The organism is Mycobacterium sp. (genome assembly GCF_965277065.1).
Classification (GTDB): Bacteria; Actinomycetota; Actinomycetes; order Mycobacteriales; family Mycobacteriaceae; genus Mycobacterium.
This window is the reverse complement of sequence record NZ_CBDIBT010000018.1, coordinates 923,064-940,587: the sequence shown is the minus strand read 5'-3', so window position 1 is coordinate 940,587 and position 17,524 is coordinate 923,064. Positions and strand designations below refer to the sequence as shown.

The 17,524-nt window shown below is 62.0% G+C and carries 12 protein-coding genes and 3 rRNA genes; 3 read left to right on the top strand and 12 right to left on the bottom strand.

Annotation, left to right across the window (positions count from 1 at the left end):
* The first annotated feature begins 460 nt into the window (after positions 1-460).
* Both ACQY5A_RS15940 and ACQY5A_RS15935 read left to right on the top strand, forming a co-directional pair.
* Positions 461-1,957, top strand: coding sequence for a DNA-3-methyladenine glycosylase 2 family protein (locus tag ACQY5A_RS15940; protein WP_428341283.1), 1,497 nt, complete (start codon positions 461-463; stop codon positions 1,955-1,957).
* Positions 1,954-2,451, top strand: coding sequence for a methylated-DNA--[protein]-cysteine S-methyltransferase (locus tag ACQY5A_RS15935; RefSeq protein ID WP_428341282.1), 498 nt, complete (start codon positions 1,954-1,956; stop codon positions 2,449-2,451). Before ACQY5A_RS15940 ends, ACQY5A_RS15935 begins: the two co-directional genes overlap by 4 nt.
* Positions 2,452-2,472: 21 nt before the next feature.
* Here ACQY5A_RS15935 and ACQY5A_RS15930 read toward each other — a convergent pair whose 3' ends face one another.
* From ACQY5A_RS15930 to murA, 5 genes are all read right to left on the bottom strand, one after another.
* Entirely contained in the window at positions 2,473-3,027 is a 555-nt protein-coding gene (locus tag ACQY5A_RS15930) for a hypothetical protein (protein ID WP_428341281.1), read from the bottom strand.
* 309 nt (positions 3,028-3,336) lie between these two features.
* A 5S ribosomal RNA gene (gene rrf / locus ACQY5A_RS15925) occupies positions 3,337-3,449 on the bottom strand.
* A 78-nt stretch (positions 3,450-3,527) separates the two neighbouring features.
* A 23S ribosomal RNA gene (locus ACQY5A_RS15920) occupies positions 3,528-6,643 on the bottom strand.
* Positions 6,644-6,957: 314 nt separating this feature from the next.
* Positions 6,958-8,490 (bottom strand): 16S ribosomal RNA (locus tag ACQY5A_RS15915).
* Together the 16S, 23S and 5S rRNA genes form the textbook arrangement of a ribosomal RNA operon.
* A gap of 287 nt (positions 8,491-8,777) precedes the next feature.
* On the bottom strand, positions 8,778-10,031 hold the full coding sequence (gene murA / locus ACQY5A_RS15910) for a UDP-N-acetylglucosamine 1-carboxyvinyltransferase (RefSeq protein WP_428341280.1): 1,254 nt from the start codon (positions 10,029-10,031) through the stop codon (positions 8,778-8,780).
* 69 nt (positions 10,032-10,100) lie between these two features.
* On the opposite strand from murA, the gene ACQY5A_RS15905 reads away from it, so the two are divergent.
* A complete protein-coding gene (locus tag ACQY5A_RS15905; RefSeq protein WP_428341279.1) occupies positions 10,101-10,679 on the top strand; it encodes a cob(I)yrinic acid a,c-diamide adenosyltransferase in 579 nt (192 codons plus the stop codon).
* A 15-nt stretch (positions 10,680-10,694) separates the two neighbouring features.
* On the opposite strand, the gene ACQY5A_RS15900 is transcribed toward ACQY5A_RS15905, so the two are convergent.
* The 7 genes from ACQY5A_RS15900 to ACQY5A_RS15870 are packed head-to-tail and all read right to left on the bottom strand — an operon-like array spanning position 10,695 to position 17,521.
* On the bottom strand, positions 10,695-11,138 hold the full coding sequence (locus ACQY5A_RS15900) for a DUF2550 domain-containing protein (protein ID WP_428341278.1): 444 nt from the start codon (positions 11,136-11,138) through the stop codon (positions 10,695-10,697).
* A gap of 12 nt (positions 11,139-11,150) precedes the next feature.
* Positions 11,151-11,516, bottom strand: a complete 366-nt coding sequence (locus ACQY5A_RS15895) for a F0F1 ATP synthase subunit epsilon (RefSeq protein ID WP_428341277.1) — start codon at positions 11,514-11,516, stop codon at positions 11,151-11,153.
* A 45-nt stretch (positions 11,517-11,561) separates the two neighbouring features.
* Positions 11,562-13,022 (bottom strand): F0F1 ATP synthase subunit beta, encoded by a 1,461-nt coding sequence (gene atpD / locus ACQY5A_RS15890; protein ID WP_428341276.1) that lies wholly within the window; start codon positions 13,020-13,022, stop codon positions 11,562-11,564.
* A gap of 24 nt (positions 13,023-13,046) precedes the next feature.
* Positions 13,047-13,955, bottom strand: coding sequence for a F0F1 ATP synthase subunit gamma (locus tag ACQY5A_RS15885; protein ID WP_428341275.1), 909 nt, complete (start codon positions 13,953-13,955; stop codon positions 13,047-13,049).
* Between the two features lie 6 nt (positions 13,956-13,961).
* On the bottom strand, positions 13,962-15,614 hold the full coding sequence (atpA, locus tag ACQY5A_RS15880; RefSeq protein WP_428341274.1) for a F0F1 ATP synthase subunit alpha: 1,653 nt from the start codon (positions 15,612-15,614) through the stop codon (positions 13,962-13,964).
* Positions 15,615-15,661: 47 nt separating this feature from the next.
* The gene (locus ACQY5A_RS15875) at positions 15,662-17,002 is read right to left on the bottom strand and encodes a F0F1 ATP synthase subunit B/delta (RefSeq protein ID WP_428341273.1); all 1,341 of its coding nucleotides are present in this window, start codon (positions 17,000-17,002) and stop codon (positions 15,662-15,664) included.
* A 6-nt stretch (positions 17,003-17,008) separates the two neighbouring features.
* Positions 17,009-17,521 carry a F0F1 ATP synthase subunit B gene (locus ACQY5A_RS15870; protein WP_428341272.1) on the bottom strand — a complete coding sequence of 171 codons (513 nt, stop codon included), beginning with the start codon at positions 17,519-17,521 and terminating at the stop codon, positions 17,009-17,011.
* Positions 17,522-17,524: the final 3 nt, after the last annotated feature.

The window sequence follows — 17,524 nt, the reverse complement described above, 5'->3', positions numbered from 1 at the left end:
AACGGACAAAGAGCCACTCGAAATCGGCTGAGCTTCCCCCGGAATTGTTTGGTATTCCTCGCAATTGCCAGGACGGCAGTGAAACGCGGCATTCAGCAATGGAAGTGCACATTCGTCAGTGACCCCCGGCGCGCGCCGTTTCGCCCCGGTTCGAGATCGCGCGGACAAGTGCACTTCTACGGCCTCGGCAACGTCATGACGAGCGATCCAGTGAGCAGCAGGCTCATCGACGACGTCCGGCCCGTCGGTGGGGCAGTCGGCTTCGAACGGGGTTCGGAGCTGGTGGTCCACGCCACAACCGGTGCCACATTGGTCCTGAGCGGGGCTGCGATTCAGCTACCGCTCCGCTTGACCCGCGAAGGCGATCCGCCTGAGGGAAAGTGCGGCGGCGGCGGCGCCCTACCACGACGATGTCGCATTTCCGCTAGTAATGTCGGTGAGCGGGTGTAACTGTCGAAGCATGCACGAAGACTTCGACCGCTGCTACCGAGCCGTCCAATCCAAGGACGCCCGGTTCGACGGCTGGTTCGTCACCGCCGTGCGCACCACCGGGATCTATTGCCGCCCCAGCTGTCCGGTCCGGCCGCCGTTCGCCCGCAACATGCGGTTCTATCCGACCGCAGCAGCGGCGCAACGCGCTGGCTATCGGGCATGCAAGCGGTGCCGCCCGGATGCGTCACCGGGCTCACCGGAATGGAACATCCGCGACGATCTCGTCGCCAGGGCGATGAGGCTGATCGCTGACGGCACAGTTGATCGCGAGGGCGTCGCGGGGCTGGCTTCGCGGCTCGGTTACACCACGCGGCAACTCCAACGACTCCTGCAGGAGGAGACCGGCGCCGGCCCACTCGCCCTGGCCCGCGCACAGCGCACCCAGACGGCACGGGTACTTGTCGAGACCACGGATCTCCCATTTGGCGACATCGCTTTTGCCGCAGGCTTTTCCAGTATTCGCCAGTTCAACGAAACCGTGCGCCTGGTGTGCGACAGCACCCCGACCGAACTGCGTCGACGTGCCACGACGCGTCGCGGTCCGCACGCGACCGATGTGCGCTCGCCGGGAGCAGTGTCACTGCGCTTGCCGGTGCGGGCCCCGTTCGCCTACGAGGGATTGTTCGGCCACCTCGCCGCCAGCGTTGTCCTTGGATGCGAAGAAGTGCGCAACGGTGCGTATCGGCGCACGCTGAGGCTGCCGTTCGGCAACGGAACCGCCAGCCTGACGCCGGCTCCCGACCACGTCCGCTGCGTCCTGGTACTCGACGACTTTCGCGACCTGACCTCCGCGATCTCCCGCTGCCGACGATTGCTCGACCTCGATGCCGACCCGGATGCGGTGATCGACGCCCTGAGCTCCGATGCGGCGCTGGCACCCGTCGTGGCCAAGGCACCCGGACAGCGCATTCCACGCACGGTGGACGAGGCCGAACTCGCTGTTCGCGCGGTCCTGGGCCAGCAAGTGTCGATGAAGGCGGCGCGGACCCACGCCGGCAGATTGGTCAGGGCATATGGCAATCCGATCGACGACGCCAATGGCGGGCTGACACATACGTTTCCATCGGTTGAACAGCTCGGCGATATAGATCCCGGCCATCTGGCCGTCCCGGCCTCTCGACGCCGGACGGTCACCGCGCTGATCGCTGCACTGGCCGACGGCAGCGTGGTGCTCAACGCGGGCTGCGATTGGAACGCCGCGCGTGATCAACTGCTGGCGCTGCCCGGGATCGGGCCGTGGACCGCGGAGGTCATTGCGATGCGGGGTCTCGGTGATCCCGATGCCTTCCCCGCCAGCGACCTTGGCTTACGTTTGGCCGCAGAACAATTGGGCTTGCCGACCGATCACCGCGAACTGACGGCTCGAAGCCGTCAATGGCGCCCCTGGCGTTCCTACGCAACGCAGCATCTGTGGACGACGCTGGCGCATGCGGTGAACCACTGGCCAGTCGAGGAGACCGCATGATCCATTACCGAACCATCGACAGCCCGATCGGGTTGCTCACCCTGGCCGGTCGCGGTCGGCTGCTCACCAACCTCAGGATGGTCGACCAAACCTACGAACCGAAGCGCACCGGATGGTCGGAGGATCCCACGGCGTTCCGCGACGCCGTCGGGCAACTCGACGCGTATTTTGCGAGCGAGCTGACTGATTTCGAGGTAGCGCTCGACCTGCAGGGCACCGAATTTCAGCGGCGGGTCTGGCAGGCGCTGCTCACCATCCCGTTTGGTGAAACCCGGTCCTACGGCGAAATCGCCGAACAGATCGGTGTTCCCGGCGCGGCCCGCGCGGTTGGACTCGCCAATGGTCACAACCCGATCGCCATCATCGTTCCGTGTCACCGGGTGATCGGCGCCGGCGGCAGTCTCACCGGGTACGGCGGCGGTCTAGACCGGAAACGTTCGCTGCTCGCGTTGGAGATGAGCCGGAACTCACCGACGCTGCCGCTGTTCGACTGAGCGCCGAGCCCGCGAGCGAGGTCAGAACCCAGGGAACGGCCGCGGGACCGCTGCGCCGGGCAGGCCGAGCGGCAGTCCAGGCGCTGGCCCTCCAGGCAGGCCGAGCGGCAATCCAGGTCCGCCGGCGCCGGGAAGCGGGAACGGCATGTTCCCGTTGGCGACCGAGTTGATCCACCCCGGACACTGCGACTGGATTGCCATCTGGGCCAGGAAGCCGGCCATGGGTGCTTCCAGACCGCCATGACCACTCATCTGAGCCGCCCCACTCGCCAGACTGCCGCCAGGCTTGACCAGCATGGGACAGATGGACTGACCCATCTGGGCAATGGCCCCGCTGACCGGGCCATTGTTACCGATTCCCGCCCCGTTGAGGACGGGAGCTATCGCATCGCCGGTCGAATCCGCGTGTGCCGCAGGGATAGAGCCCAGGACGGCTGCGAATACTGCTGCGGTCACGATGACAGGACGAACCACCGACGTCGCCACGATCTCCACCGTGTCCCATCTCGTACGCCCGGTATCCGACTTCTCGCTGGCTGACCAGGCCGAAAGGCCGGCCATCTTGCTCGCGGTCATGTGAAGCTCCCCTCCGTTAGCACTCCATGCACATGGAGCACCGGTTTCACTTTGATAACGGTAGGATACTTTTGTCACATTAGTGACACGATCGGATAACCTTTTGCAACCGTAGCGTTGCGCTACCGCGACCTACGAGACCTGAATGCAACAATCGCGGATTTCCTTGCCGAGTGTTTGCTGAGTGCTGACGTGCCGTGATGCTCCAGCGCCGTCCGGCGGCCGGCTCGACGTCGTGGACTAATTGCCTGGGTGCATGAATGCCCGTGCCCCCCAGGGGTTTTGGGGGGCACGGGGCTTGTTGTGTGTGTTCGGCGGTGTCCTACTTTTCCACCCTGGTGGGTAGTATCATCGGCGCTGGCAGGCTTAGCTTCCGGGTTCGGGATGGGTCCGGGCGTTTCCCTGTCGCTGTGGCCGCCGTAACTTTATTCTGTTCATTCTTTTTTGGTTTGTTGTTGGTGGTGGGGTGGGGTGGTTGCGCTGCGTGGAAGTGGTTGCGTGTGTGTAAGTTTTCGGCCGGTTAGTGCCAGTTCCCTGCGCCCGTTGCCGGGTGTGTAGGTCTGGTCTATTGATCCCGTGGTCTGCGGGGGGCCTTATCCCACTTGATGGGTGAGAAGCCTGGTCTTGGAGAGGGTTTCCCGCTTAGATGCTTTCAGCGGTTATCCTGTCCGAACGTGGCTATCCAGCGGTGCCCCTGGTGGGACAACTGGTGGACCAGAGGTTCGTCCGTCCCGGTCCTCTCGTACTAGGGACAGGTTTCCTCAAGCTTCTGACGCGCGCGGCGGATAGAGACCGAACTGTCTCACGACGTTCTAAACCCAGCTCGCGTGCCGCTTTAATGGGCGAACAGCCCAACCCTTGGGACCTGCTCCAGCCCCAGGATGCGACGAGCCGACATCGAGGTGCCAAACCATCCCGTCGATATGGACTCTTGGGGAAGATCAGCCTGTTATCCCCGGGGTACCTTTTATCCGTTGAGCGACACCCCTTCCACTCGGGGGTGCCGGATCACTAGTCCCGACTTTCGTCCCTGCTTGACGTGTCAGTCTTGCAGTCAAGCTCCCTTGTGCACTTGCACTCAACACCTGATTGCCGTCCAGGTTGAGGGAACCTTTGGGCGCCTCCGTTACATTTTGGGAGGCAACCGCCCCAGTTAAACTACCCACCAGGCACTGTTCCTGAACCGGATATACGGTTCGAGGTTAGAGGTCCAATACGATCAGAGTGGTATTTCAACAACGACTCCGCAATTACTGGCGTAATTGTTTCACAGTCTCCCACCTATCCTACACAAACCGTACCGAACATCAATACCAAGCTATAGTGAAGGTCCCGGGGTCTTTTCGTCCTGCCGCGCGTAACGAGCATCTTTACTCGTAGTGCAATTTCGCCGAGTCTATGGTTGAGACAGTTGAGAAGTCGTTACGCCATTCGTGCAGGTCGGAACTTACCCGACAAGGAATTTCGCTACCTTAGGATGGTTATAGTTACCACCGCCGTTTACTGGGGCTTAAATTCTCCGCTTCACCTTACGGTTAACAGGTCCTCTTAACCTTCCAGCACCGGGCAGGCGTCAGTCCGTATACATCGTCTTGCGACTTCGCACGGACCTGTGTTTTTAGTAAACAGTCGCTTCTCACTGGTTTCTGCGACCCACGACCGCTGCCCCGGGCAAGCCGGTTGACGGTGTGTGGGCCCCCCTTCTCCCGAAGTTACGGGGGTATTTTGCCGAGTTCCTTAACCATAGTTCTCTCGTACGCCTTGGTATTCTCTACCTGACCACCTGTGTTGGTTTGGGGTACGGGCCGTGTGTGTGCTCGCTAGAGGCTTTTCTCGGCAGCATAGGATCACCGAATTCACCTCATTCGGTTATGCATCACCTCTCGGACTTTATGACATCCGGATTTACCTAAATGTCGTCCTACGGGTTTGCCCCAGTATTACCACTGACTGGTACGGCTACCTTCCTGCGTCACCCCATCGCTTGACTACTACCCATCCGGGTCCCACGCAGCCGGTGGCTCTCGCACCCTCGAAAGGGATTGATGGGCCACCTTTTGGGTGGTTAGCAGAATGGATTCATCACGGGCGCGCACACACGGGTACGGGAATATCAACCCGTTGTCCATCGACTACGCCTGTCGGCCTCGCCTTAGGTCCCGACTCACCCTGGGCGGACTGGCCTGGCCCAGGAACCCTTGGTCTTTCGGCGGGCAAGGTTCTCACTTGCCTTATCGCTACTCATGCCTGCATTCTCACTCCCACACCCTCCACCACTCCATCACTAGGTGGCTTCACTGGATGCAGGACGCTCCCCTACCCAATCAACAGATGTTGATTGCCGCGGCTTCGGCGGTGTGCTTGAGCCCCGCTACATTATCGGCGCACAATCACTTGACCAGTGAGCTATTACGCACTCTTTCAAGGGTGGCTGCTTCTAAGCCAACCTCCTGGTTGTCTATGCGACTGCACATCCTTTTCCACTTAGCACACGCTTAGGGGCCTTAGCCGGCGATCTGGGCTGTTTCCCTCTCGACGCACGGAGCTTATCCCCCGCCGTCTCACTGCCACGCTTTGACTTACCGGCATTCGGAGTTTGGCTGACGTCAGTAACCTAGTAGGGCCCATCGGCCATCCAGTAGCTCTACCTCCGGTAAGAAACACGCAACGCTGCACCTAAATGCATTTCGGGGAGAACCAGCTATCACGGAGTTTGATTGGCCTTTCACCCCTACCCACAACTCATCCCCTCAGTCTTCAACCTAAGTGGGTTCGGGCCTCCACGCGGTCTTACCCGCGCTTCACCCTGGCCATGGGTAGATCACTCCGCTTCGGGTCCAGAACACACCACTACACCACCCAAACGGGGGATACGCCCTATTCAGACTCGCTTTCGCTGCGGCTACCCCACACGGGTTAACCTCGCGACATGTCCCTGACTCGCAGGCTCATTCTTCAAAAGGCACGCCATCACCCCACAACAAAGTCGAAGGCTCTGACGGCTTGTAGGCACACGGTTTCAGGTACTATTTCACTCCCCTCCCGGGGTACTTTTCACCATTCCCTCACGGTACTCATCCGCTATCGGTCATCAGGAAGTATTCAGGCTTACCGGGTGGTCCCGGCAGATTCACAGCAGATTCCACGGGCCCGCTGCTACTCGGGTAACAACACAAAACAGGATGTACGGTTTTCACCTACCGGGCTCTCACCGTCTACGGCAGACCATCCCAGGCCACTTCGATTAACCCACACCTACTGCCCTCCGGCCGGATAGAGCCAGACGCGTTATCCCCACAACCCCGCACACACAACCCCTACCCGGTCACCCATGCGCACGGTTTAGCCATCCTCCGCTTTCGCTCGCCACTACTCACGGAATCACACTTGTTTTCTTTTCCTACGGGTACTGAGATGTTTCACTTCCCCGCGTTCCCTCCCGCACCCTATGTATTCAGATACAGGTGACACGACATCACTCGTGCCGGGTTTCCCCATTCGGACATCCTCGGATCCACGCTCGGTTGGCAGCTCCCCGAGGCATATCGCAGCCTCCCACGTCCTTCATCGGCTCCTGATGCCAAGGCATCCACCATGTGCCCTTAAACACTTACAAACACAAGAAAACAACTCAACAAAAAACTGAAATACTCAGCACTTTTGCTTAGATGCTCGCAACCACTATCCAATTACACAAACACCACACCCCACCACCAAGATGGAGCGACACCACCTGACCAGGCCGCACCACGGCCTAGAACAACACAGGTGTTGCCTCAGGACCCAATAGTGTGTTGGCGGAAATGCCGGCGCCTGGAAAACCAGAACACCCACGTTGTTGTGCACCAAACCCCCGCCCACTACAGGCACGGAGTTCCTCACGGCCCGAGCACGACGCTGATGCCGCACTCTTTTCGTGGTGCTCCTTAGAAAGGAGGTGATCCAGCCGCACCTTCCGGTACGGCTACCTTGTTACGACTTCGTCCCAATCGCCGATCCCACCTTCGACAGCTCCCCCCACAAGGGTTAGGCCACTGGCTTCGGGTGTTACCGACTTTCATGACGTGACGGGCGGTGTGTACAAGGCCCGGGAACGTATTCACCGCAGCGTTGCTGATCTGCGATTACTAGCGACTCCGACTTCACGGGGTCGAGTTGCAGACCCCGATCCGAACTGAGACCGGCTTTCAAGGATTCGCTACACCTCACGGCATCGCAGCCCTTTGTACCGGCCATTGTAGCATGTGTGAAGCCCTGGACATAAGGGGCATGATGACTTGACGTCATCCCCACCTTCCTCCGAGTTGACCCCGGCAGTCTCTCACGAGTCCCCGCCATAACGCGCTGGCAACATGAGACAAGGGTTGCGCTCGTTGCGGGACTTAACCCAACATCTCACGACACGAGCTGACGACAGCCATGCACCACCTGCACACAGGCCACAAGGGAACCGATATCTCTACCGGCGTCCTGTGCATGTCAAACCCAGGTAAGGTTCTTCGCGTTGCATCGAATTAATCCACATGCTCCGCCGCTTGTGCGGGCCCCCGTCAATTCCTTTGAGTTTTAGCCTTGCGGCCGTACTCCCCAGGCGGGGTACTTAATGCGTTAGCTACGGCACGGATCCCAAGGAAGGAAACCCACACCTAGTACCCACCGTTTACGGCGTGGACTACCAGGGTATCTAATCCTGTTCGCTCCCCACGCTTTCGCTCCTCAGCGTCAGTTACTGCCCAGAGACCCGCCTTCGCCACCGGTGTTCCTCCTGATATCTGCGCATTCCACCGCTACACCAGGAATTCCAGTCTCCCCTGCAGTACTCCAGTCTGCCCGTATCGCCCGCACGCCCCCAGTTAAGCCAGGGAATTTCACGGACAACGCGACAAACCACCTACGAGCTCTTTACGCCCAGTAATTCCGGACAACGCTCGCACCCTACGTATTACCGCGGCTGCTGGCACGTAGTTGGCCGGTGCTTCTTCTCCACCTACCGTCACCGGCAACACAAGCTACCGGCTTCGCCGATGGTGAAAGAGGTTTACAACCCGAAGGCCGTCATCCCCCACGCGGCGTCGCTGCATCAGGCTTGCGCCCATTGTGCAATATTCCCCACTGCTGCCTCCCGTAGGAGTCTGGGCCGTATCTCAGTCCCAGTGTGGCCGGACACCCTCTCAGGCCGGCTACCCGTCGTCGCCTTGGTAGGCCATCACCCCACCAACAAGCTGATAGGCCGCGGGCCCATCCCACACCGCAAAAGCTTTCCACCACAAACCATGCGATTCGTAGTCCTATCCGGTATTAGACCCAGTTTCCCAAGCTTATCCCGAAGTGCAGGGCAGATCACCCACGTGTTACTCACCCGTTCGCCACTCGAGTACCCCCGAAAGGGCCTTTCCGTTCGACTTGCATGTGTTAAGCACGCCGCCAGCGTTCGTCCTGAGCCAGGATCAAACTCTCCAAACAAAAACCCACCCACACCCCAAAAGGCGCAGACCGAATTCAAATCAGAAAAACCTGACCACCAGCAAAACAACACCAAAAACTGGCATCAAAAACAAAACAAGCCACACCCCAACACGGGACGCCAGAATGCAGCCAAAAACAACAACAAAACAAAACCACCAAACACACTATTGAGTTCTCAAACAACACCCGCTTTCGGGCAACCCTGCAACTGTACTCCATCGCAAAAGCGCCGTCAAACTGCACTGTCTGCTGCTCTACAACAGATGTGCGCCGTACTTGTCGACCTACTCTACTCGCTCGATTTCAGCCCCGAGACTGGCCAGATTCTCCACGAACAGCGGGTAACCCCGGTCGATGTGAAAGACGTCGTGCACCTCGGTGTCACCATCGGCGACCAGGCCGGCCAGCACCAGTCCGGCGCCCGCCCGGATGTCCGATGACCAGACGGGCGCACTCGACAGCTGGTGAAGACCTCGGACGACGGCGTGATGACCATCCGTGCGGGCGTCGGCACCCAGCCGGATCATCTCCTCGACAAACCGGAACCGCGCCTCGAAGACGTTCTCGGTGATCATCGACGTGCCGTCGGCGATCGAGGACAGCGCAATCGCCATCGGCTGCAGATCCGTCGGAAAACCGGGGAACGGCAACGTCGCGACGTTGACGGCCTTCGGCCGCTCGTACTGAGTGACCCGGAAGCTGTCGTTCGTCTGAGTGACGGTGGCGCCGACGTCGTGCAGCTTGTGCAGCACCACCTGCAGATGCGCCGGGTCGACGCCGGTCACCGTGACATCTCCGCGGGTCATTGCCGCGGCGATACCCCACGTCGCAGCCACGATTCGGTCGCCGATCACGCGATGCTCGGTCGGGTACAACCGCGGCACACCGTTGATCGTCATCGTCGGTGAGCCCGCGCCTTCGACTTCCGCGCCCATCTGGTTCAGCATCGTGCACAAATCGACCACGTCGGGTTCGCGTGCCGCATTGTGAATCGTCGTGACGCCTTCGGCCAGAACCGCAGCCATCAAGATGTTCTCGGTGGCCCCGACCGAGGGGAACTCGAGCTGAATCTCCGCGCCGTGCAAGGAAACTGCCTGCGCGACGACGCAGCCGTGCTCAATGTTGCAGACCGCCCCGAGTTGGCGCAGACCGGCCTGATGCATGTCCAACGGGCGCGACCCGATGGCGTCACCGCCTGGCAGTGCCACCTTGGCCCGCTTGCAGCGCCCCACCAACGGACCGAGTACGCAGACCGAGGCCCGGAACTGACGCACCGCGGCGAAGTCGGCGTCGTACTTGAGTTCGTCCGGCGAGGTGATCCGCACCGTCGAACCGTCCAGTTCGACGTTGGCGCCCAGTCCTCTCAACACCTCGGCCATCAACGGCACGTCGAGGATGTCCGGACAGTTGGTGATCGTGCTGGTGCCTTCCGCGAGCAGCGCGGCGGCCATCAGCTTGAGAACGCTGTTTTTGGCTCCCCCGACGGCGACTTCGCCGGACAACCGACTACCACCGGTCACCACGAAATGCTCCGCCACGAGGCTAGTTTAGTGAAGCCGTATCGGCCTGTCAGTCGGCTAGGTCAGTCCGACGGGTACCGTTTGCTCATGGCAGTACATCTGACCCGCATATATACCCGTACCGGCGACGACGGAACGACGGGATTGAGTGACTTTTCCCGGGTATCCAAGAACGACACGCGATTGGTGGCATACGCCGACTGCGATGAGGCCAACGCGGCGATCGGTGCCGCAATCGCCTTGGGCGCCCCGCAGCAGCAGATAGCTGACGTGTTGCGTCAGATCCAGAATGACCTGTTCGACGCCGGCGCGGATCTCTCGACGCCGGTCGTCGAGGACCCGGAGCATCCTCCGCTGCGCATCACGCAGGACTACATCGACCGACTCGAAAAATGGTGCGACGAGTTCAACGCGAGCCTGCCTCCGCTGAAATCCTTTGTGCTGCCTGGTGGTTCGGCGCTATCGGCGCTGCTGCATGTCGCCCGCACGGTGTCGCGGCGCGCTGAGCGTTCGGCGTGGGATGCGATCGAGGAGCACCCGTCGGACGTCAGCCCGCTGCCCGCGAAGTATCTGAACCGGCTGTCGGACTTGCTGTTCATCTTGTGCCGACTGGTCAACGCGGACGGCGACGTGCTCTGGAAACCCGGCGGCGAGCGATCCGACTAGTCGAACGCGATCGGATCAGGTGCTGCGACGGCGCGCACGCGGCGAGGGACGCGACTCCAGCCACGACTGGAAGGCGGTCAATGCGCCACGATCCAGCGCGATTTCGTAGTCGGCCTTACGATCCTGCGTGGTGTCGTGTAGCTCCAGCACGACAATCTCTTCGGTCATGATGTCGAACTCGTCGCCCCGCGGTGGGCGCCGCGAAACAAGCTCGACCCCACGTCTGTTGAGCTGACGATCCGGCCACAGCCGAACACTGGACAGTCGGTAGAACGCGGCATCGCCTCCGCGATAACGAATTACGCCGTGGCGCCAACCGTGTCCACCGACCGCGGGAATGTCCCGCATGATCGCCGCGGTCCCGCCCTGGCGCAGCTTCCACAACCGGTAGCTCAGGGCGACGACCGCAAGACCCAGCACAGCGACGAGCACGGCCATGACAACCATGAGCGCGCTCATCGCCGCGACCCGTTAGTCGAGCGCGCCGACAGCGCGCAATCTGCCGCGTCCCCTGGCAGCAATGCGAGGGTCGTCTGACTCCGAATCCTGTTTGGCCTCAGCCTCGTCGATCTCCGACTCGAATTTCGCGAACTCGGCTAGGACGCTGACGCTCTCCTCGGTGACCGACAGGAAGCCGCCTTCGATGGCGACCCGGAGGTCGTCCTCGCCCTCGCGCTCGACGCGAACGATGGCGTCGTCGACCAGTTGCGCAACGAGCGGGATGTGACTGGGCAGAATCCCGATCTCCCCCACCGTGGTGCGGGTGAACAGGAACGTCGCCTCGCCGGACCAGATTTTGCGATCGACGGCCACGATCTCCACGTTCAGCACGGCCATCTCACACCTGCCCTTCCACGCTCGATCTCCGCCGGCCCCAGCACATCACAGCTTGGCGCCGAAGCTTTCGGCCTTCTTGGCGAGATCGTCCAGGCCGCCGATGAGGAAGAACGCCTGCTCGGGAATGTGGTCGAACTCGCCCTTGGCCAGCTTGTCGAACGCCTCGATGGTTTCCTTCAGCGGAACGGTGGATCCAGGCTGACCGGTGAACTGCTCGGCCGCCATCATGTTCTGCGAGAGGAACCGCTCGATCCGGCGCGCCCGGTTGACCTGCTGCTTGTCCTCTTCGGAAAGCTCATCGATACCCAGAATTGCGATGATGTCCTGAAGATCCTTGTAGCGCTGCAGGATTCGAATTACTTCCTGCGCTACCCGGTAGTGCTCGTCACCGACGATCGCCGGGTCCAGGATGGTCGAGCTGGACGCCAGCGGGTCCACTGCCGGGAAGATGCCCTTGGAGAACACGTTTCGGGACAGCTCGGTGGTGGCGTCCAGGTGCGCGAACGTCGTCGCCGGCGCGGGGTCGGTGTAGTCGTCCGCGGGCACGTACACCGCCTGCATCGAGGTGATGGACTTGCCTCGGGTCGAGGTGATCCGTTCCTGCAGCTCACCCATTTCGTCGGCCAGGGTGGGCTGGTAGCCCACGGCCGAAGGCATCCGGCCGAGCAGGGTTGAGACCTCGGAACCGGCCTGGGTGAATCGGAAGATGTTGTCGATGAACAGCAGCACGTCCTGGCCCTGCTCGTCACGGAAGTACTCGGCCATCGTCAACGCCGACAGGGCGACTCGCATACGGGTGCCGGGCGGCTCGTCCATCTGACCGAAGACCAGCGCGGTGTCCTTGAGCACATCCGCCTCGCCAAGCTCGACCCACAGGTCGTTGCCCTCACGGGTGCGCTCCCCGACGCCGGCGAATACCGAAGTACCACCGAAGTTTCGGGCGATACGGTTGATCATCTCCTGGATCAGCACGGTCTTACCCACACCGGCACCGCCGAACAGCGCGATCTTGCCACCACGCACGTACGGGGTCAGCAGGTCAACGACCTTCAGGCCGGTCTCGAGCATCTCGGTGCGCGGCTCGAGCTCGTCGAATGGCGGCGGCTTCCGATGAATCCCCCAGTGATCGAAGTCTTCTCCGTAGCCCGGGTCATCCAGACACTGACCCAGGGCGTTGAACACGTGGCCCTTGACGCCCTCGCCGACCGGCACCGAGATCGCCTTTCCGGTATCGGTCACGTCGACGCCGCGGACCAGTCCGTCGGTCGGTTGCATCGAGATGGTGCGAACCAGACTGTCGCCGAGGTGCTGCGCGACCTCCAGCGTCAGCGTCTTCGCCAGGTCCTCATAAGTGATGTCGGCGTGTAGGGCGTTGAACAACTCCGGCACGGAGCCGCGCGGGAATTCGACGTCGACGACGGGTCCGGTGATCCGCACCACGCGGCCGTTGGTGTCGCCGCCCTTCGAGTTCGTCGACTTCTCAGCCTTTTGGGTGGTAGCAGCCATATCCTCTTCGCTTCCTGCTGGGGCTTATTTGGCGTCGGCGAGCGCATTCGCGCCACCGACGATTTCGCTGATTTCCTGGGTGATCTGAGCCTGCCGCTCGCGGTTCGCCTCGAGCGTGAGCGATTTGATGAGGTCGTCGGCGTTGTCACTGGCCGACTTCATCGCACGCTGGCGCGACGCCAGTTCCGACGCAGCAGATTCCAGCAGTGCCGTGTAGACCCGGGTGGTCACGTAACGCGGCAGCAGCGCGTCGAACAGCGTCGTCGCATCAGGCTCGAACGAGTACAAGGTGTGGGGCTCGTCGTCGTCTTCGATGTACTCCACGACCATCGGGGCCATCCGGTGCGCCCCGACGGATTGCGACATCATCGACTTGAATTCGGTGTAGACGATGTGCAATTCGTCCACTCCGGACTCGTCGCTGGACTCGTCCTCGCCGGCGCCGGCCATGAAGGCATCCACCAGGGTTTCGGCGACCTCCGCCGCGTTCTCGTAACTGGGCCGCTCCGAGAAACCGGTCCACGATTCGCTGATGTCCCAGTTGCGAAACTTGAAGTAGCCCTGCGCTTTACGTCCAACGGTGTAGAGCACCGGAGTCTTGCCGTCCTGTCGCAGCCGCGAGAAGAGCTCTTCGGCCTTGCGGAAGGCACCGGAGTTGTACGCGCCACACAGTCCTCGGTCCGAGGAGACCACCAGCACGCCAACGCGTTTGGTCGAGGACTTCTCGACCAGCAGCGGGTGGTCGAGTGCGGCCTCCGATGCGAGCGTGGTGAGCACCCGGGTGATCTCTTCAGCGTAGGGCCGGGCCTCTTTCAGCCGCGTCTGGGCCTTGCCGATACGCGACGTCGCGATCATTTCCTGGGCCTTGGTGATCTTTTTGATCGCCCCGGCGGAACGAATGCGACCCCGCAGTTCGCGAAGTGTGGCAGCCATCTTCGATTACTTCTTCTGCTCCGGCGGTGCAGGCTTGTGTACCTGCACTGCTTCCTTTTCGACCTGGTCTTCGTCGAGAGGCTCGACGTGCTCGTCGGCCACCACCGATCCACCGCCGGTAGCCGCGAAGCCCTTCTTGAACTCCTTGATCGCGTCGACCAACTTCTTCTCGGTCTCTTCGCTGAGCTTCGACGATTCCTTGATGGAGGACAGGATGCCGTCCTCGGCTCCCCGAATGTGGTCGAGGAACTCGGCCTCGAAGCGATGCACGTCTTCGGCCGGAACCGAGTCGAGGTGTCCACCGGTGCCGAGGAAGATCGAAACGACCTGCTCCTCAACAGGTGACGGCCGGTACTGCGGCTGCTTGAGCAGCTCGACCAACCGTTCGCCGCGATCCAGCTGTGCTTTCGAGGTGGCATCCAGGTCCGAGGCGAACGCCGCGAACGACTCCAACTCGCGGAACTGCGACAGGTCCAAACGGAGACTTCCCGCGACCTCTTTCATCGCCTTGATCTGCGCCGCGCCACCCACCCGGGACACCGACACACCGACGTTGATCGCGGGCCGGACACCCTGATTGAACAAGTCGGACTCGAGGAACACCTGGCCGTCGGTGATCGAGATGACGTTGGTCGGGATGTAGGCCGAGATGTCGTTGGCCTTGGTCTCGATCACCGGCAGACCGGTCAACGAGCCGCCGCCGAGCTCGTCGGACAGCTTCGCGCAACGTTCCAGCAGCCGCGAGTGCAGGTAGAACACGTCACCTGGGTAGGCCTCACGACCGGGCGGACGACGCAGCAGCAGTGAGATGGCACGGTAGGCCTCGGCCTGCTTGCTCAAGTCGTCGAAGACGATCAGCACGTGCTTGCCGTCGTACATCCAGTGCTGTGCAATCGCCGAACCGGTGTAGGGCGCAAGCCATTTGAACCCGGCCGAGTCGGACGCCGGCGCGGCGACGATGGTGGTGTAATCCATCGCGCCGCCTTCGTCGAGGGCACGCCGGACCGAAGCGATCGTGGTGCCCTTCTGGCCGATGGCCACGTAGACGCAGCGCACCTGCTTCTTCTCGTCGCCGCTCTCCCAGTTCTCCCGCTGGTTGAGGATGGTGTCGACGCACACCGCGGTCTTGCCGGTCTTACGGTCGCCGATGATCAGCTGACGCTGGCCACGACCGATCGGCGTCATCGCGTCGATGGCCTTGATGCCGGTCTGCAGCGGCTCAGAGACGCCTTGCCGCTGGACCACCGACGGGGCCTGGATCTCCAGGGCCCGGCGAGCGTCGGGTTTGATGTCGCCCTGACCGTCGATCGGCTCACCCAACGGGTTGATCACGCGGCCCAAGAATTCGTCGCCGACGGGCACCGAAAGGACCTCGCCGGTGCGCTTGACCTGTTGTCCCTGTGCCAGCTTTTCGGAGTCACCCAGGATGACCGCGCCGACGCTGTGCTCGTCGAGGTTGAGCGCCACGCCGAGAACCCCACCGGAGAACTCGAGGAGCTCCTGGGTCATCACCGATGGCAAGCCCTCGACGTGGGCGATGCCGTCACCGGTGTCGACGACGGTGCCCACCTCTTCTTTGGTGGTGTCGGAGGAGAAGGAGCTCACGTACTCCTCGATCGCGCCCTGAATGTCGTCAGCCGAGATTGTCAACTCTGCCATGGCTTTTCGTTCTTCCTGCTTGTCGATGGTGATGCGTCGGTAGTTGTTCAGTCAGGCAACTGGGTCTGGGCCGCGGCGAGACGCGACGACAGCGTGCCGTCGATGATCTCGTCACCAACCGATATTGCGAGCCCGCCGAGCAGCTCTGGGTCGATGGAAACTTGCGCTGTGACCGGATGGCCGTAGATCCGGCTCAGCACCTCGGTGAGGCGGGTGTGCTGGGCATCGCTGAGTTCGGCCGCCGCACGTACCTGCGCGACGACCTCGCCACGCCGGGCCACCGCGACTTCGGCCAGGCTCTGCACGGCCGCTTCGGCCGGCTGTCCGCGGAGCAATTGAACCGTCTTGGCGAGCAACTCCGTCGTGATCGCATTGGCGCCATCGCCCGCGTTGGCGAGGACGTTGCGCAGCAACTGAACTCGTGCATCGGCGTCCACCTCGTAGTTGCCGAGCACGATGGCAAGTCGCGGCTGGGCGTCGAGAATGCGTGAGAACCGGAACAGCTGATCTTCCACCTCGTCGACCTCGTCGGCCTTTTCGGCGCGGATCAGGAGGGCTTGCCGCGCTGATAGTTCGACGGCGTCGATGAGATCGGCTTCGGCCGACCACCGTTCGGCGGCTGCGGCTTTGAGGACATCAAGAGCGGGCTGACCGATCTTTCCCGACAGCAGTCGCTCGATCAGATGAACGCGTGGCGACGAGTCCTCGGAGGGCTGGGTGAGGTAGCGGGCGACCACGCTCTCGCGAATCAGTAGCGCGGCGGCGGATGTCAGATCATCGGCGAGCGTGGACAACCCGTCGTCATCGAGGTTGTCCGCGATCCCATCCAACTGTTCCAGCAGCGCCGTCAGCGCCAGCCGGCTGGCTGAACGCATCTTGGTCGCGACGGGGTACTGCACGTCGGCCGTCGAGGTCGCCATCTCGTCGAGATCGTCCAGGAACCGGTCGACCGTCGCGGACTGCTGACCCGGTTCGGCGACGTAGCCGCGCACCAGATCGCTTGCCCGCCTGACGGATTCGTTACCGATGTCCTGACGTAGCTGACGGATCAGTTGCGAACGCAGCAGCTCCGCCTGCCGGCCGCCCTGCTGCTTGATCCGCTCCGCGTCGCTCTCGGCCTGTTCCCGTAGTTGCTCACCGATGCGCTTCGCATCGGACTGCGCCTCTTCGGTCAGACGCCGAGATTCCGCGTTGGCGTCTTCTTTCGCCTTGGCGTGGGCTCGACTGGCTTCGGCGAGCCGATCGGCGGCGGCCGACGAGTCGGCCAGCTGTTGGCGGACCGTGTTCTGCTGGTCTGCCATCAGCTTGCGGACCGGCGGTACGACATAGCGCCAGATCAGCCAGACGATGACGGCGAACCCGACGAGCTGTCCGATAAATGTCGACATGTGTGCCTAACGCCCCGATCCGGTGGCCGAGACCGAGGTGGTGACCTCGACGCCGATGATGCGGCTCGCCAGCGTCGTGGAGAGAGTCTCCACCCGCGTGCGAAGTTCCGCCGCCACAGCGTCGCCCTCCCGCTTCAGTTGCTCGGCAGCGTCCTGGAGTGTCGAGGAGACCTGCTCCTCGGCCTGTCCACGCTTTTCCTCGACAACCTTGCGGCCCTCTGCCCGGGCCTCGTCGCGAGCCGCCGATGCCGTGACCCGAGCGGCGGACAACGCCTTCTCGTAGTCTTCCTCGGCAGCGGCGAACTGCTCGGCCGATTTCTTGTTGTCAGCAGCCGTTTTGGTGATCATGTTGTCGCGCTCTTTGAGCACCTTCGAGATCGGCGGAACCACGAAGGTGCCGATCACGCCGAGCACGATCAAGAAGATGGTCAGCTCGACGAAGAAGGTGGCATTGGGCACCAGAAAGTTGCCCTCTGCCTGGCTACCAGCAGCCAGCACTACGACGTTCATGTCACCCATGTC

Bases quoted from the DNA above. Each gene is read 5' to 3' on its own strand.
- ACQY5A_RS15940 (WP_428341283.1), top strand. From the start codon at position 461: ATGCACGAAGACTTCGACCGCTGCTACCGAGCCGTCCAATCCAAGGAC.
- ACQY5A_RS15935 (WP_428341282.1), top strand. From the start codon at position 1,954: ATGATCCATTACCGAACCATCGACAGCCCGATCGGGTTGCTCACCCTG.
- ACQY5A_RS15930 (WP_428341281.1), bottom strand. From the start codon at position 3,027: ATGACCGCGAGCAAGATGGCCGGCCTTTCGGCCTGGTCAGCCAGCGAG.
- ACQY5A_RS15905 (WP_428341279.1), top strand. From the start codon at position 10,101: ATGGCAGTACATCTGACCCGCATATATACCCGTACCGGCGACGACGGA.
- ACQY5A_RS15900 (WP_428341278.1), bottom strand. From the start codon at position 11,138: ATGAGCGCGCTCATGGTTGTCATGGCCGTGCTCGTCGCTGTGCTGGGT.
- ACQY5A_RS15895 (WP_428341277.1), bottom strand. From the start codon at position 11,516: ATGGCCGTGCTGAACGTGGAGATCGTGGCCGTCGATCGCAAAATCTGG.
- atpD (WP_428341276.1), bottom strand. From the start codon at position 13,022: ATGGCTGCTACCACCCAAAAGGCTGAGAAGTCGACGAACTCGAAGGGC.
- ACQY5A_RS15885 (WP_428341275.1), bottom strand. From the start codon at position 13,955: ATGGCTGCCACACTTCGCGAACTGCGGGGTCGCATTCGTTCCGCCGGG.
- atpA (WP_428341274.1), bottom strand. From the start codon at position 15,614: ATGGCAGAGTTGACAATCTCGGCTGACGACATTCAGGGCGCGATCGAG.
- ACQY5A_RS15875 (WP_428341273.1), bottom strand. From the start codon at position 17,002: ATGTCGACATTTATCGGACAGCTCGTCGGGTTCGCCGTCATCGTCTGG.
- ACQY5A_RS15870 (WP_428341272.1), bottom strand. From the start codon at position 17,521: ATGGGTGACATGAACGTCGTAGTGCTGGCTGCTGGTAGCCAGGCAGAG.